This window comes from Streptomyces sp. NRRL S-244, assembly GCF_000717915.1.
GTDB lineage: Bacteria > Actinomycetota > Actinomycetes > Streptomycetales > Streptomycetaceae > Streptomyces.
Map to the genome: position 1 here is coordinate 1 of NZ_JOCX01000005.1, position 15,129 is coordinate 15,129.

General features: G+C 68.3%; 14 protein-coding genes and 1 tRNA gene. 13 read left to right on the forward strand and 2 right to left on the reverse strand.

The features are described 5' to 3' along the window. Positions 1-76 precede the first annotated feature (76 nt). From IF02_RS0107535 to IF02_RS0107545, 3 genes are read left to right on the forward strand one after another with little or no spacing between them, the layout of a single operon-like run. Positions 77-475: a DUF3291 domain-containing protein gene (locus IF02_RS0107535; protein WP_030154646.1), complete on the forward strand. Its 399-nt coding sequence runs from the start codon at positions 77-79 to the stop codon at positions 473-475. Continuing rightward, entirely contained in the window at positions 472-1,587 is a 1,116-nt protein-coding gene (locus IF02_RS0107540) for a UDP-N-acetylmuramate dehydrogenase (RefSeq protein ID WP_267880913.1), read from the forward strand. Before IF02_RS0107535 ends, IF02_RS0107540 begins: the two co-directional genes overlap by 4 nt. A gap of 15 nt (positions 1,588-1,602) precedes the next feature. Beyond that, on the forward strand, positions 1,603-2,019 hold the full coding sequence (locus IF02_RS0107545; RefSeq protein ID WP_030154648.1) for a hypothetical protein: 417 nt from the start codon (positions 1,603-1,605) through the stop codon (positions 2,017-2,019). A gap of 16 nt (positions 2,020-2,035) precedes the next feature. Here the strand turns inward: IF02_RS0107545 and IF02_RS0107550 are convergent, their stop codons facing one another. Further along, the gene (locus IF02_RS0107550; protein WP_030154650.1) at positions 2,036-3,055 is read right to left on the reverse strand and encodes an adenosine deaminase; all 1,020 of its coding nucleotides are present in this window, start codon (positions 3,053-3,055) and stop codon (positions 2,036-2,038) included. Positions 3,056-3,233: 178 nt separating this feature from the next. Continuing rightward, entirely contained in the window at positions 3,234-4,460 is a 1,227-nt protein-coding gene (locus IF02_RS0107555) for a pyridoxal phosphate-dependent aminotransferase (RefSeq protein ID WP_030154651.1), read from the reverse strand. A 195-nt stretch (positions 4,461-4,655) separates the two neighbouring features. Between IF02_RS0107555 and IF02_RS0107560 the strand changes: the two genes are divergently transcribed. From IF02_RS0107560 to rpoB, 10 genes are all read left to right on the forward strand, one after another. Then, positions 4,656-4,728: transfer RNA gene (locus IF02_RS0107560), tRNA-Trp, on the forward strand. 105 nt (positions 4,729-4,833) lie between these two features. Then, entirely contained in the window at positions 4,834-5,115 is a 282-nt protein-coding gene (secE, locus tag IF02_RS0107565; RefSeq protein WP_030154653.1) for a preprotein translocase subunit SecE, read from the forward strand. A gap of 84 nt (positions 5,116-5,199) precedes the next feature. Then, positions 5,200-6,111 carry a transcription termination/antitermination protein NusG gene (gene nusG, locus IF02_RS0107570; protein WP_030154655.1) on the forward strand — a complete coding sequence of 304 codons (912 nt, stop codon included), beginning with the start codon at positions 5,200-5,202 and terminating at the stop codon, positions 6,109-6,111. A 168-nt stretch (positions 6,112-6,279) separates the two neighbouring features. After that, positions 6,280-6,714 (forward strand): 50S ribosomal protein L11, encoded by a 435-nt coding sequence (gene rplK, locus IF02_RS0107575; protein ID WP_030154660.1) that lies wholly within the window; start codon positions 6,280-6,282, stop codon positions 6,712-6,714. A gap of 89 nt (positions 6,715-6,803) precedes the next feature. Beyond that, the gene (gene rplA, locus IF02_RS0107580) at positions 6,804-7,532 is read left to right on the forward strand and encodes a 50S ribosomal protein L1 (protein ID WP_030154662.1); all 729 of its coding nucleotides are present in this window, start codon (positions 6,804-6,806) and stop codon (positions 7,530-7,532) included. A 249-nt stretch (positions 7,533-7,781) separates the two neighbouring features. After that, the gene (locus tag IF02_RS0107585; RefSeq protein WP_324603759.1) at positions 7,782-8,696 is read left to right on the forward strand and encodes a hypothetical protein; all 915 of its coding nucleotides are present in this window, start codon (positions 7,782-7,784) and stop codon (positions 8,694-8,696) included. A 68-nt stretch (positions 8,697-8,764) separates the two neighbouring features. After that, positions 8,765-9,661 carry a hypothetical protein gene (locus tag IF02_RS0107590; RefSeq protein ID WP_030154666.1) on the forward strand — a complete coding sequence of 299 codons (897 nt, stop codon included), beginning with the start codon at positions 8,765-8,767 and terminating at the stop codon, positions 9,659-9,661. A gap of 297 nt (positions 9,662-9,958) precedes the next feature. Further along, positions 9,959-10,489 carry a 50S ribosomal protein L10 gene (gene rplJ, locus IF02_RS0107595; protein WP_030008449.1) on the forward strand — a complete coding sequence of 177 codons (531 nt, stop codon included), beginning with the start codon at positions 9,959-9,961 and terminating at the stop codon, positions 10,487-10,489. 110 nt (positions 10,490-10,599) lie between these two features. After that, a complete protein-coding gene (gene rplL / locus IF02_RS0107600; RefSeq protein WP_030154668.1) occupies positions 10,600-10,983 on the forward strand; it encodes a 50S ribosomal protein L7/L12 in 384 nt (127 codons plus the stop codon). Positions 10,984-11,599: 616 nt separating this feature from the next. Then, positions 11,600-15,082, forward strand: coding sequence for a DNA-directed RNA polymerase subunit beta (rpoB, locus tag IF02_RS0107605; RefSeq protein ID WP_030154671.1), 3,483 nt, complete (start codon positions 11,600-11,602; stop codon positions 15,080-15,082). Positions 15,083-15,129: the final 47 nt, after the last annotated feature.

Sequence of the window (15,129 nt, forward strand, 5' to 3'; positions counted from 1 at the left end):
CCCGGCCCACCCGCCGACCGCCCGGCCCGCCCCGCCCGGCCCGCCCGCAACGGCCCCGCCGAAAGGAGCCCGCACCATGCCCGACGTCCCCTGGTCCACGCCCGCCCCGCCCGCCCCCGACGCCGAGGTCCACGTCATGGCCTCCCGCTTCGAGACCCGCACCCTGGCCGGCGCCTTCCGCTTCTTCCTCAAGTCGCCCGGCATCATCCTCCAGATCCGCAAGGCCCCCGGCGCCCACGGCGTCGCCCTCCGCGCCCGGGTCCTCAGCCGGACCTTCCTCACCCTCTCCGCCTGGGAGGACCGCGAGGCGCTGTACCGCTTCGCCCGCAGCGAGCCGCACCGCTCCAGCTCCCGCGCAGCCGCCGCGTTCATGCGGGAATCGACCTTCACCTTCTGGACCGCCCCGGCCTCGGCCCTCCCGGTCAGCTGGGCCGAAGCCGAACAGCGGCTCGCCGAGGAGGCGGCCCGCTCGTGACGTACGGTCCGTGGCCCCGCAGGGATGCGAGGGGCACGGACCGTACTCTTGTCCACGTGCAGGAACTCCACGACGCCCCCCTCGCCCCCCTGACCACCTTCCGTCTCGGTGGCCCCGCCACCCGTCTGGTCACCGCGACCACCGACGCCGAGGTGGTCGAAGCCGTCCGCGCCGCGGACGAGAGCGGCACCCCGCTCCTCGTCATCGGCGGCGGAAGCAACCTGGTCATCGGCGACCGCGGCTTCGAGGGCACCGCCCTGCGCATCGCGACCACCGGCTTCCACCTCGACGGCACGCGGCTGGAGCTCGCCGCCGGCGAGAACTGGAGCGACGCCGTCGCCCGTACCGTCGGGGCGGGCCTGGCCGGCATCGAGTGCCTCGCCGGGATCCCCGGCTCCGCCGGTGCCACCCCGATCCAGAACGTCGGGGCGTACGGCCAGGAGGTCTGCGACACCGTCACCGAGGTCGTCGCGTACGACCGCAACACCGGCGCGACGGTCACCCTCACCGCCGCCGAGTGCGCTTTCCGCTACCGCAACAGCACCTTCAAGGACCAGCCCGACCGCTACGTCGTCCTGCGCGTCCGCTTCGCCCTGGAGGACGCGGGCGGCCTGTCCGCGCCGATCAAGTACCCGGAGACCGCCCGCGCCCTCGGCGTCGAGGCCGGCGACCGGGTCCCGGCGGCGCGGGCCCGCGAGACCGTACTGCGGCTGCGCGCCGGCAAGGGCATGGTCCTCGACCCCGCCGACCACGACACCTGGTCGGCCGGCTCCTTCTTCCACAACCCGATCCTGAGCGACGAGGCGTACGCCGCCTTCCTCACCCGCGTCCAGGACCGGCTCGGCTCCGAGACCGCCCCGCCCGCGTACCCCGCCGGCGAAGGCCGTACGAAGACCAGCGCGGCCTGGCTGATCGACAAGGCCGGTTTCACCAAGGGTTACGGAACCGGCCCCGCCCGGATCTCCACCAAGCACACCCTCGCGCTGACCAACCGGGGCGAGGCCACCACCGAGGACCTCCTCGCCCTGGCCCGCGAGGTCGTCGCGGGCGTCCACGCGGCCTTCGGCGTCACCCTGGTCAACGAGCCGGTGACGGTCGGCGTCAGCATCTGAGGAGTCCCGGCCGCCATGCTCTGTCCACTGCACGGGGCCGGTACGGACCCCACCCGCCTGGTGGGGCGCACGATCAGCAGGATCGTCGCGTCCTGGCACGTCTACGAGGGCGAACGCTCCGAGGCGCCGCTCGACGTCTGGCTGATCGACAGCGAGGGCGACTCCACGAGGATCAGCACCGGATCGGACTGGTGCCTCATCGTCGAATCCGCCCCGCCGCACGAGCCGTACGACATGGGGGAGTGGGGCCGGATCGAGGTCGGCGAGGACCTCGGCGACCACCCCTTCCTGCGCCACCTCGGGGACACGGTCGCCACCGTGGCCGAGTTCGCGGCGCCGGAGACCGGGCGCACGCAGCTGGAGATCGGCTTCCCCGACGGCGACCGGGTACGGGCCGACTGCTGGGAGGGCGACCTGCGGCTCACGCGGTGAGCGGCGGGCGCGATTCTCAGGTGGCCAGCCAGTGGTCGATCCCGGCCAGCAGCTTGTCCTGCACGTCCTCCGGCGCGGCGCTGCCGCGCACCGACTGCCGGGCCAGCTCGGCGAGCTCCGCGTCCGTGAAGCCGTGGTGGCGGCGGGCGATCTCGTACTGGGCCGCCAGCCGGGACCCGAACAGCAGCGGGTCGTCCGCGCCCAGCGCCATCGGCACCCCGGCCTCGAAGAGGGTGCGCAGCGGGACGTCCTCGGGCCGCTCGTAGACCCCGAGTGCGACGTTCGACGCCGGGCAGACCTCGCAGGTGATCTGCCGGTCCGCGAGCCGCTTCAGCAGCCGGGGGTCCTCGGCGGCCCGCACACCGTGGCCGATGCGGGAGGCGTGCAGATCGTCCAGGCAGTCCCGGACGGAGGCGGGGCCGGTGAGCTCGCCGCCGTGCGGTGCCGCGAGCAGGCCGCCCTCGCGGGCGATGGCGAAGGCCCGGTCGAAATCGCGGGCCATGCCGCGGCGCTCGTCGTTGGAGAGCCCGAAGCCGACGATGCCGCGGTCGGCGTAGCGGACGGCCAGGCGGGCGAGGGTGCGGGCGTCGAGGGGGTGCTTCATGCGGTTGGCGGCGATCAGGACCCGCATGCCGAGGCCGGTCTCGCGGGAGGCCGTGTCGACGGCGTCCAGGATGATCTCGACGGCCGGGATCATGCCGCCGAGCAGGGGGGCGTAGGAGGTGGGATCCACCTGGATCTCCAGCCAGCCGCTGCCGTCCCGTACGTCCTCCTCGGCGGCCTCGCGCACGAGGCGGCGGATGTCCTCGGGCTCGCGGAGGCAGGAGCGGGCGGCGTCGTACAGCCGCTGGAAGCGGAACCAGCCGCGCTCGTCGGTGGCGCGGAGCTTGGGCGGCTCTCCGGCGGTCAGCGCGTCGGGGAGGCGCACGCCGTACTTGTCGGCGAGCTCCAGGAGGGTCGAGGGGCGCATCGACCCGGTGAAGTGCAGGTGGAGGTGGGCTTTCGGCAGAAGCGTGAGATCGCGTACGTGCTCCATCTGGTGATCCTGCCGTACCGCCGCGCTCGGCGGGAGGGGGTTTTACCGATTGGGGGCTTGCCCGAACGCGAGAGCGGGGCCGCCCGGGGTGCCGGACGCCGCCCGGACCCGCGCCCCCGAACACCTGAGCGGCGCCACCCCCGTGGGGCTGCGCCGCTCAGACTTGCCGCGGGCCGCTCTAGGCCTTGGCCTCGCCCAGGAGCTTCTGGATGCGGGACACGCCCTCGACCAGGTCGGCGTCGCCCAGGGCGTACGACAGGCGCAGGTAGCCGGGGGTGCCGAAGGCCTCGCCCGGGACGACCGCGACCTCGGCCTCGTCCAGGATCAGCGCGGCCAGCTCGACGGAGGTCTGCGGGCGCTTGCCGCGGATCTCCTTGCCGAGGAGCTCCTTGACCGACGGGTACGCGTAGAAGGCGCCCTCGGGGGTCGGGCAGAACACGCCGTCGATCTCGTTCAGCATCCGCACGATCAGCTGGCGGCGGCGGTCGAAGGCCGTGCGCATCTCGTGGACGGCGTCCAGGTTGCCGGAGACGGCGGCCAGCGCCGCGACCTGGGCCACGTTGGAGACGTTGGAGGTGGCGTGCGACTGCAGGTTGGTCGCGGCCTTCACCACGTCCTTCGGGCCGATGATCCAGCCCACGCGCCAGCCGGTCATCGCGTACGTCTTGGCCACGCCGTTGACGATGATGCACTTGTCGGCGAGCTCGGGGACGATCGCCGGCAGGGAGACGAACTTGGCCTCGCCGTAGACCAGGTGCTCGTAGATCTCGTCGGTCAGGACCCACAGGCCCTTGTCGGCGGCCCAGCGGCCGATGGCCTCCGCGTCGGCCTCGGAGTACACGGCTCCGGTCGGGTTCGACGGGGAGACGAACAGGACGACCTTGGTGCGCTCGGTGCGGGCGGCTTCGAGCTGCTCGACGGAGACGCGGTAGCCGGTGGTCTCGTCGGCGACGACCTCGACCGGGACACCGCCGGCGAGGCGGATCGACTCGGGGTAGGTGGTCCAGTACGGAGCCGGGACGATGACCTCGTCACCCGGGTCCAGGATCGCGGCGAACGCCTCGTAGATCGCCTGCTTGCCGCCGTTGGTCACCAGGACCTGCGACGCGTCGACCTCGTAGCCCGAGTCGCGCAGCGTCTTCGCGGCGATCGCGGTCTTCAGCTCGGGAAGGCCGCCGGCCGGCGTGTAGCGGTGGTACTTCGGGTTGCGGCAGGCCTCGACCGCTGCCTCGACGATGTAGTCGGGGGTCGGGAAGTCGGGCTCGCCGGCACCGAAGCCGATCACCGGGCGCCCGGCGGCCTTGAGGGCCTTGGCCTTGGCGTCCACGGCGAGGGTGGCGGACTCGGAAATGGCGCCGATGCGGGCGGAGACGCGGCGCTCGTTGGAAGGCGTTTCAGAGGTCATGGGGCCAATCGTCCCAGACGCCTCAGAGGCCCCGCACGCCGTTTCAGTCATCGGACGGACCAGTTGGGAATGCGCTCTGTTCGACGTCAGGTCCAGGACCACGTACACTCACCTGTCGTTGGCCCCTGCCGGTCACTCCAGAGCGCGAGCACTCCGTGCACCCGTCTGGATGCGGTAGGTTGGGGGACGCAACAAAGGGTCGTAGCTCAATTGGTAGAGCACTGGTCTCCAAAACCAGCGGTTGGGGGTTCGAGTCCCTCCGGCCCTGCTCCACACTCCTTCTCGGACGTGTGCGCAGGTACGTACTTCGATGCAACGCCGTGCGGCGCAACCGGGCGCGGCTACGGCCACGACCCGGATTCAGGTGAGAGACGTGACGGACGCCCTGGGCTCCATCGACATGCCTGACGCCGAGGATGACACCCGCGAGAAGAAGGCCCGCAAGGGCGGCAAGCGCGGGAAGAAGGGTCCTCTGGGTCGGCTCGCGCTGTTCTACCGCCAGATCATCGCGGAACTCCGCAAGGTCGTCTGGCCGACGCGCAATCAGCTCACGACGTACACCACCGTGGTGATTGTCTTCGTCGTCATCATGATCGGTCTGGTGACCGTGATTGACTATGGGTTCCAGGAAGCCATCAAGTTCGTCTTCGGCTGATCCCCGCGGAGGGCGGCGCCTTGATGGCTGCCGCCCGTTTTCGCATGTTCGACCACCTTTTGTATCCAGGAAGAAGCAGCCACCGTGTCTGACCCGAACCTGAACGCGAGCCCCGACTCCGTCGAGTCCGTCGAGGACGCGCTCGACATCGTCGAGGCGGCAGACGCTGTGGACCCCGACGAGGCCGAGCTGGCCGACGCCGAGGCCGGTGTCGCCGCCGAAGAGGCCGCGCTCCACGTCGAGGACGAGGCTGACGAGGTCGCGGACGACGCAGAGGCCGGCGAGGACGCCGACGAGGAAGCCGTCACCGCCGAGGCCGCCGAGGTCGAGGCCGACGAGGACGCGGAGGAGGCCGAGGAGGCCGCCGACGCCGAGCCCGTCGACCCCATCCAGGCCCTGCGCGACGAACTGCGCCTCCTGCCCGGCGAGTGGTACGTGATCCACACCTACGCGGGCTACGAGAAGCGCGTGAAGGCCAACCTGGAGCAGCGCGCCGTCTCGCTGAACGTCGAGGAGTTCATCTACCAGGCCGAAGTGCCCGAGGAAGAGATCGTCCAGATCAAGAACGGCGAGCGCAAGAACGTCCGGCAGAACAAGCTGCCCGGTTACGTTCTCGTCCGCATGGATCTGACGAACGAGTCCTGGGGCGTCGTCCGCAACACCCCCGGTGTCACCGGCTTCGTCGGCAACGCGTACGACCCGTACCCGCTGACGCTGGACGAGATCGTCAAGATGCTCGCCCCGGAGGCGCAGGAGAAGGCCGCCAAGCAGGCCGCCGAGGAAGCCGGTCTGCCGGCCCCCGCGGTCAAGCGCACCATCGAGGTCCTCGACTTCGAGGTCGGCGACTCGGTCACCGTCACCGACGGCCCGTTCGCGACGCTGCAGGCGACCATCAACGAGATCAACCCGGACTCGAAGAAGGTCAAGGGCCTCGTCGAGATCTTCGGTCGCGAGACCCCGGTCGAGCTCAGCTTCGACCAGATCCAGAAGAACTGACGATCTTCTGAGCCAACGCTTCCGGACAGGTCAGATCGCCCCGTGAAGGGCGGTCTGACCTGCTCGGTTTTTAGCCCCGCTCCGATACCCGTTATCGTGGTGCGGTATGCCTCCATCCGGATGACCGGATTGGCGGCGAAAAACTCTCACTAGGACCCGGAGAGAGCAATGCCTCCCAAGAAGAAGAAGGTCACGGGGCTTATCAAGCTCCAGATCAAGGCCGGTGCGGCCAACCCGGCTCCGCCGGTCGGCCCCGCGCTCGGTCAGCACGGCGTCAACATCATGGAGTTCTGCAAGGCCTACAACGCCGCGACCGAGTCGCAGCGTGGCATGGTCGTGCCGGTGGAGATCACGGTCTACGAGGACCGCACCTTCACCTTCATCACCAAGACTCCGCCGGCCGCGCGCCTCATCCTGAAGGCCGCGGGCATCGAGAAGGGCTCCGGCGAGCCCCACAAGACCAAGGTCGCCAAGCTCACCGGCGCCCAGGTCCGCGAGATCGCCGAGCTGAAGATGCCCGACCTCAACGCCAACGACGTCGACGCCGCGATGAAGATCATCGCCGGCACCGCGCGCTCGATGGGCGTCACGGTCGAAGGCTGATCCAGCCACCCCCCAGCACCACCAGTGGTAGGACCAAGCGCTGGTCCGCACCACGACTCCATGCCTGAAGCCGAAATACAGGAGCAGAAGTGAAGCGCAGCAAGACTCTCCGCGCTGCGGACGCCAAGGTCGACCGGGAGAAGCTGTACGCCCCGCTCGAGGCCGTCCGTCTCGCCAAGGAGACCTCCACGACCAAGTTCGACGCCACCGTCGAGGTCGCCTTCCGCCTGGGTGTCGACCCGCGCAAGGCCGACCAGATGGTCCGTGGCACCGTGAACCTCCCGCACGGCACCGGTAAGACCGCCCGGGTCCTGGTCTTCGCGACCGGTGACCGTGCTGCGGCCGCGGAAGCCGCCGGCGCCGACATCGTCGGCGACGACGAGCTGATCAACGAGATCGCCAAGGGCAACCGCCTGAACGAGTTCGACGCGGTTGTCGCCACTCCGGACCTCATGGGCAAGGTCGGCCGCCTCGGCCGCGTGCTCGGTCCCCGTGGCCTGATGCCGAACCCGAAGACCGGCACCGTCACCATGGACGTTGCCAAGGCTGTCACCGAGATCAAGGGTGGCAAGATCGAGTTCCGTGTCGACAAGCACTCGAACCTGCACTTCATCATCGGCAAGGTCTCCTTCACCGATGAGCAGCTGGTCGAGAACTACGGTGCGGCCCTGGACGAGATCCTTCGTCTGAAGCCGTCCGCCGCGAAGGGCCGCTACGTCAAGAAGGCCGCCCTGAGCACCACGATGGGCCCCGGCATCCAGCTGGACTCGAACCGCACCCGGAACCTCCTCGTCGAGGAAGACCCGGCCGCTGTCTGAGCTCCGCTGAGCCCCCGGCTCACCTGAGTGGCTGAAACGGGCCCCTCGCCCCCTTCACAGGGCGGCGAGGGGCCCGTTTTCCGTGTTTCGGGCCACATGTGCCGAACTGGGCGGTAACCGGCGCGCGGCGGCCGGACGGGGGAACGTAGGGTCGGTGTGAAAGCGAACGATCACACAGGGGTGGGGATCTCTATGTCTGCATACCGTGCTGCGTACCGGAGGAAGGCCGCCGGCGCGACGCTGGCAGCCGTGCTGCTCGTGGGTGGGGCCACGGCGTGCGAGAACGGCAAGAAGGACGGTTCCGGCAAGGCTGCCGGCGCCTCGTCCGCGCAGCCCAGCGCGCCCGTGGCGGGCGGTTCGGCCACCGAGGCCCTCACCGCGGCCTACCAGAAGACCTCGGCCGCCAAGTCGGCCAAGGTGCGCATGACCATGAAGATGTCCGGCGGGCTCGGCGGCGAGGGCATCGAGATGACGGGCATCCAGGGGTGGGACCCGCAGGTCATGGACATCACCATGAAGGGCGGGCTCGGGACCACCGGCATCGACTCCATGCGCGTGGTCATGTCCAAGGACGTCATGTACATGGAGATGCCGACCGACTCCCCGCTGTCCGCGGCCATGGACGGCAAGCGCTGGATGAAGCTCGACATGAAGGCCGCGGCCGAGGGCTCGGCAGACGCCGAGGCGCTGAAGCGGCTCGGCGGCATGGGCGGCATGGGCGGTGTGACCGGGATGGACCAGGGCCAGGACCCCGCCAAGCAGCTCGCCCTGCTGCTCGCCTCGCCGAACGTGAAGCTCGTCGGCTCCGAGAAGGTCGAGGGCGCCGACACCCAGCACTACAAGGGCACCCTGAGCTTCGCGGAGATGCTCGCCGCGAACGAGGGCTCCAGGGCCCTGCCCGAGGCCGACCGCGCGAAGCTCACCGAGGCCATGAAGAAGGCCGGCATCAAGGGCTACGACATGGACGTCTGGGTGAACAAGGACGGCTACCCGGCCCGCATGAAGGTGAGCATCGGGGCCCCCGAAGGCTCCGTCGACCTGGACGCCCGGTACTCGGACTACGCCACCACGGCGACCGTCCAGACCCCGCCCGAGAACGAGACGCTCGACCTCTTCGGGAAGCTCAAGGAGCTCGGCGCCGCGGGCGCCGGGGCAGGGGCCTGACCGGCCGCGGGGCCTTTCGCAACACCAGAACCACCAGAACCACCAGAACCATCCATGGGGGAGCACCAATGAACACGGCCGTACTGACCCGGGCCGGCATCGCGGCGGCGGGGGCCGCACTGCTCGTGGGCGGCCTCACCGCCTGCGGGAGCGACAAGGCCGACGGCAAGACGGACGGCAAGGCCGACGGCAAGACGGCGGCGAAGGCCGAGACGCCGGCGGACGCGGTGAAGGCGTCCTACGTGAAGACGGCGGCCGCCAAGTTCGCCAAGTACGAGATGACCATCACCCCGAGCAGCGGCAAGGCCGAACAGCTCTCGGGCACGAAGGGCTGGTACCCGTCGAGCACCGGCATCGACGCCAAGGGCGACGGCGCCAACCAGATCATGATCGGCGATGTCATCTACACCCACTCGGACAAGCCCCTGGAGGGCAAGTCCTGGATGAAGATGAACCTGAACAAGGACGGCAAGCCCCGCTCCCGGTTCAACGACGACCCGGCCGACTACCTCGCCGTGCTCCTGGGCCAGCAGAAGCTGACGCTGGTCGGCACCGAGCAGATCGACGGCGGGGAGGCCAAGCACTTCAAGGGCAGCCTCACCAACGCCGACCTGCTCGCGGCGGACGAGTCCACCAAGGTGATGGAAGCGGCGAACCGGCAGTACCTCCACGAGGCGCTGAAGGAGTACACCACCCTGGACGTGGACCTGTGGATCGGCAAGGACGGCTACCCCGTCCGCGTCGACTCGGCGCAGGGCACCAAGGACGGTACGACGAAGGTCTCGGCGAAGTTCTCCGGCTACGGCACGACGGCCCCGGTCACCGCGCCGCCCGCCGACCAGGTGGCCGACTTCGACGACGTGATGAAGGGCATCGACGACAAGCTCAAGGGCGTCGACGACACGCTGAAGGGGGCCGACCAGACCCTGAAGGACGCGGGGCTGGGCGGGCTCGGCGGCTCCTGAGTTTCCCTGGGAGCGCCCGGGAATCCCGGGCGCTCTCGGGTGCTTCCGAGGCGATTTGCCTTGGCTCGGTCGGTTCACGTACTCTTCCGGAGAAGCCAAAGACCGCTGGTCGTTGTCGTGCCCGTGAGGGTGCGGCGGCCGAAGGATCCGCCAATTGCGGACGTCCTGCGCAGGTGACCTTGGAACGTTCCCGGAATGTCATTCCGGTTGAGCTACGCCCTGGCGCCTGCGCCGGGGCGTTTCGTATGTCAGCCCCTTCTGAGCGGTCCTCATCACCCGGAAGGAGGCGAACGCACCATGCCGACGCCCAACAAGGCTGCATCGGTAGCCGAGCTCAAGGACGCGTTCCAGAGCTCGAACGCCGCCGTGCTGACCGAGTACCGGGGTCTCACCGTCGCGCAGCTCAAGACGCTGCGTCGCTCTCTCGGTGAGAACGCCCAGTACGCCGTGGTGAAGAACACGCTGACCAAGATTGCGGCCAACCAGGCCGGGATCACCGCGCTGGACGAGCACTTCGCTGGTCCGACCGCGGTCGCCTTCATCACCGGTGACCCGGTGGAGTCGGCGAAGAGCCTGCGTGACTTCGCCAAGGACAACCCGAACCTCATCATCAAGGCGGGTGTCCTTGATGGTAAGGCGCTCACCGCCGATGAGATCAAGAAGCTTGCGGACCTCGAGTCCCGCGAGGTTCTGCTCAGCAAGCTGGCCGGCGCGTTCAAGGGCAAGCAGTCTCAGGCTGCCTCGCTCTTCCAGGCGCTGCCGTCGAAGTTCGTCCGCACCGCGGAAGCGCTTCGCGTCAAGCTCGCCGAGCAGGGCGGTGCCGAGTAATTCGGCTCGCGCACTGATCCACGCCGCCTAGTGCGTGGGTCGTAGCGGGCCGTTACGCCCGCCTCTATATACATCCGGCACCTGCCGAATTAGTGGAAGGATCGCCCATCATGGCGAAGCTCTCTCAGGACGACCTCCTCGCCCAGTTCGAGGAGATGACCCTCATCGAGCTCTCCGAGTTCGTGAAGGCCTTCGAGGAGAAGTTCGACGTCACCGCCGCCGCGGCCGTCGCCGTTGCCGGCCCGGCCGGCCCGGGTGCCGTTGCCGAGGCCGAGGAGGAGAAGGACGAGTTCGACGTCATCCTCACCGGTGCGGGCGACAAGAAGATCCAGGTCATCAAGGTCGTGCGCGAGCTGACCTCCCTGGGTCTGAAGGAGGCCAAGGACCTCGTCGACGGTGCGCCGAAGCCCGTCCTCGAGAAGGTCGCCAAGGACGCCGCCGAGAAGGCCGCCGAGGCCCTCAAGGGCGCCGGTGCGGCCGTCGAGGTCAAGTAACACCTCTGGGGCCCTCCTGAGGCCCCAACCAAGGGCGATCACCCGTAAGGGTGGTCGCCCTTTGGCGTACCCGCAGTGCCTGACTTGCCCTGGTCTCGTTGGGGAGTAGGGTGATCATCGTTGCCCCGCGGCCGGGTCCTGAGCTGATCCGCACGGAGCAGGGGGCCTTGACGAACGGCACGCGGCGCGCAATTCTCAGTCCCGTTGTGGGATCGATCGGCTCGGTCCGAGATCCGAGGCACGGATCGACGATCCGAGGCATGGATCGACTACGAAGAGGGCAGTACTGATACGCGCTCTGTGTGCGAGAGCCCATGAGGGGCGCGTGTTGGACGCAGGGTTGCTGGGTTGCAGGGTTGGTTTAAACGACATGGGGAAGGCCTGTTGCCGGTTTCCGGAAACCTGGTCTGGACATCAGTGAGCCAAGTGGCTACACTGACCCTTTGCGCTGCCTGTTAGCTGCCCCCTGCCCGTCGCCAGGGGCATGCCCACGCTCGAGCACACTTGATCGATACGCCCTGACCAGGTCTTTTCGACCGAATCAGGCGGGACGTCTTCTGTGTCAGCTGGGACCGGTACGCGCGTAGTGAGTCCGAGCCCTCGGAAGGACCCCCTCTTGGCCGCCTCGCGCAACGCCTCGACCAATACGAACACCGGTGCCAGCACCGCCCCGCTGCGCATCTCCTTTGCAAAGATCAAGGAGCCCCTCGAGGTTCCGAACCTCCTGGCGCTGCAGACCGAGAGCTTTGACTGGCTGCTCGGCAATGCAGCCTGGAAGTCTCGCGTCGAGTCGGCGCTCGAGAGTGGACAGGACGTTCCCACCAAGTCCGGTCTGGAAGAGATCTTCGAGGAGATCTCGCCGATCGAGGACTTCTCCGGTTCGATGTCGCTGACGTTCCGCGACCACCGGTTTGAGCCGGCGAAGAACTCCGTCGACGAGTGCAAGGAGCGCGACTTCACGTACGCGGCGCCGCTCTTCGTCACGGCCGAGTTTACGAACAACGAGACCGGTGAGATCAAGTCTCAGACGGTCTTCATGGGCGACTTCCCGCTCATGACCAACAAGGGCACCTTCGTCATCAACGGCACCGAGCGTGTCGTCGTGTCGCAGCTCGTCCGTTCCCCCGGTGTCTACTTCGACTCCTCCATCGACAAGACGTCCGACAAGGACATCTTCTCCGCCAAGATCATCCCGTCCCGGGGTGCCTGGCTGGAGATGGAGGTCGACAAGCGCGACATGGTCGGTGTCCGCATCGACCGCAAGCGCAAGCAGTCCGTCACCGTCCTCCTGAAGGCTCTCGGCTGGACCACCGAGCAGATCCTCGAGGAGTTCGGCGAGTACGAGTCCATGCGCGCCACCCTGGAGAAGGACCACACCCAGGGCCAGGACGACGCGCTGCTCGACATCTACCGCAAGCTGCGCCCGGGCGAGCCGCCGACCCGCGAGGCCGCTCAGACGCTGCTCGAGAACCTCTACTTCAACCCGAAGCGCTACGACCTCGCCAAGGTCGGCCGCTACAAGGTGAACAAGAAGCTCGGCGCCGATGAGCCGCTGGACGCCGGTGTGCTCACCACCGACGACATCATCGCGACGATCAAGTACCTCGTGAAGCTCCACGCGGGCGAGACCGAGACCACCGGTGAGTCGGGCCGTTCGATCGTCGTCGAGACCGACGACATCGACCACTTCGGCAACCGTCGTCTGCGCAACGTCGGCGAGCTCATCCAGAACCAGGTCCGCACGGGTCTGGCTCGTATGGAGCGCGTCGTCCGCGAGCGCATGACCACGCAGGACGTCGAGGCGATCACGCCGCAGACCCTGATCAACATCCGGCCGGTCGTCGCCTCCATCAAGGAGTTCTTCGGCACCAGCCAGCTGTCGCAGTTCATGGACCAGAACAACCCGCTGTCGGGTCTGACGCACAAGCGTCGTCTCTCGGCTCTGGGTCCCGGTGGTCTGTCCCGTGAGCGGGCCGGCTTCGAGGTCCGTGACGTGCACCCGTCGCACTACGGCCGCATGTGCCCGATCGAGACCCCTGAAGGCCCGAACATCGGTCTGATCGGCTCGCTCGCCTCCTACGGCCGCGTCAACGCGTTCGGCTTCGTGGAGACCCCGTACCGCAAGGTCGTCGAGGGCGTCGTCACCGACGACGTCGACTACCTGACCGCGGACGAGGAAGACCGCTTCGTGATCGCCCAGGCCAACGCCGGCCTGAACGACGAGATGCGCTTCACCGAGAACCGCGTACTGGTCCGCCGTCGTGGCGGCGAGATCGACTACATCGCCGGCGACGACGTCGACTACATGGACGTCTCCCCGCGCCAGATGGTGTCCGTCGCGACCGCGATGATCCCCTTCCTCGAGCACGACGACGCCAACCGCGCCCTCATGGGCGCGAACATGATGCGCCAGGCCGTTCCGCTCATCAAGGCGGAGGCCCCGCTCGTCGGCACCGGCATGGAGTACCGCTGTGCGGTCGACGCCGGCGACTCGATCAAGGCGGAGAAGGACGGTGTCGTCCAGGAGGTCTCGGCCGACTACATCACCGTCGCCAACGACGACGGCACGTACACCACGTACCGCGTCGCCAAGTTCTCCCGCTCGAACCAGGGCACCTCGGTCAACCAGAAGGTCATCGTCAACGAGGGTGACCGGATCGTCGAGGCCCAGGTCCTCGCCGACGGCCCGGCCACCGAAGAGGGCGAAATGGCCCTCGGCAAGAACCTGCTCGTCGCGTTCATGCCGTGGGAAGGCCACAACTACGAGGACGCGATCATCCTGTCGCAGCGCCTCGTACAGGACGACGTCCTCTCCTCGATCCACATCGAGGAGCACGAGGTCGACGCCCGTGACACCAAGCTGGGCCCCGAGGAGATCACCCGGGACATCCCGAACGTCTCCGAGGAGGTCCTCGCCGACCTCGACGAGCGCGGCATCATCCGCATCGGTGCGGACGTCGTCGCCGGCGACATCCTCGTCGGCAAGGTCACGCCCAAGGGTGAGACCGAGCTGACCCCCGAGGAGCGCCTGCTCCGCGCGATCTTCGGTGAGAAGGCCCGCGAGGTGCGTGACACCTCGCTCAAGGTCCCTCACGGTGAGATCGGCAAGGTCATCGGTGTCCGCGTCTTCGACCGCGAGGAGGGCGACGAGCTTCCTCCGGGCGTGAACCAGCTGGTCCGCGTCTACGTCGCCCAGAAGCGCAAGATCACCGACGGTGACAAGCTCGCCGGCCGCCACGGCAACAAGGGTGTCATCTCCAAGATCCTTCCGATCGAGGACATGCCCTTCCTTGAGGACGGCACGCCGGTCGACATCATCCTGAACCCGCTGGGTGTCCCGTCCCGAATGAACCCGGGACAGGTCCTGGAGATCCACCTCGGCTGGCTCGCCAGCCGCGGCTGGGACGTCTCCGGCCTCGCGGAGGAGTGGGCCGAGCGACTGAAGGCCATCGGCGCCGACCGCGTCGAGCCCGGCACCAACGTCGCCACCCCGGTGTTCGACGGTGCCCGCGAGGACGAGCTCGCCGGCCTGTTCGAGCACACCATCCCGAACCGCGACGGTGACCGCCTGGTCCTCCCGTCCGGCAAGGCGCGTCTGTTCGACGGCCGCTCCGGCGAGCCGTTCCCGGACCCGATCTCGGTCGGGTACATGTACATCCTCAAGCTCCACCACCTGGTCGACGACAAGCTCCACGCGCGGTCGACCGGTCCGTACTCGATGATCACGCAGCAGCCGCTGGGTGGTAAGGCGCAGTTCGGTGGCCAGCGCTTCGGTGAGATGGAGGTGTGGGCGCTCGAGGCTTATGGCGCCGCTTACGCCCTCCAGGAGCTGCTGACCATCAAGTCCGACGACGTCACCGGCCGCGTGAAGGTCTACGAGGCCATCGTCAAGGGCGAGAACATCCCCGAGCCGGGCATTCCCGAGTCCTTCAAGGTGCTCATCAAGGAAATGCAGTCGCTCTGCCTCAACGTGGAGGTGCTGTCCTCGGACGGCATGTCCATCGAGATGCGCGACACCGACGAGGACGTCTTCCGCGCGGCGGAGGAGCTCGGTATCGACCTGTCCCGGCGTGAGCCGAGCAGCGTCGAAGAGGTCTGACGGGCCTGACGGGGGGCTCGCTCAAGAGCCCCCCGTCATCCCCGGGA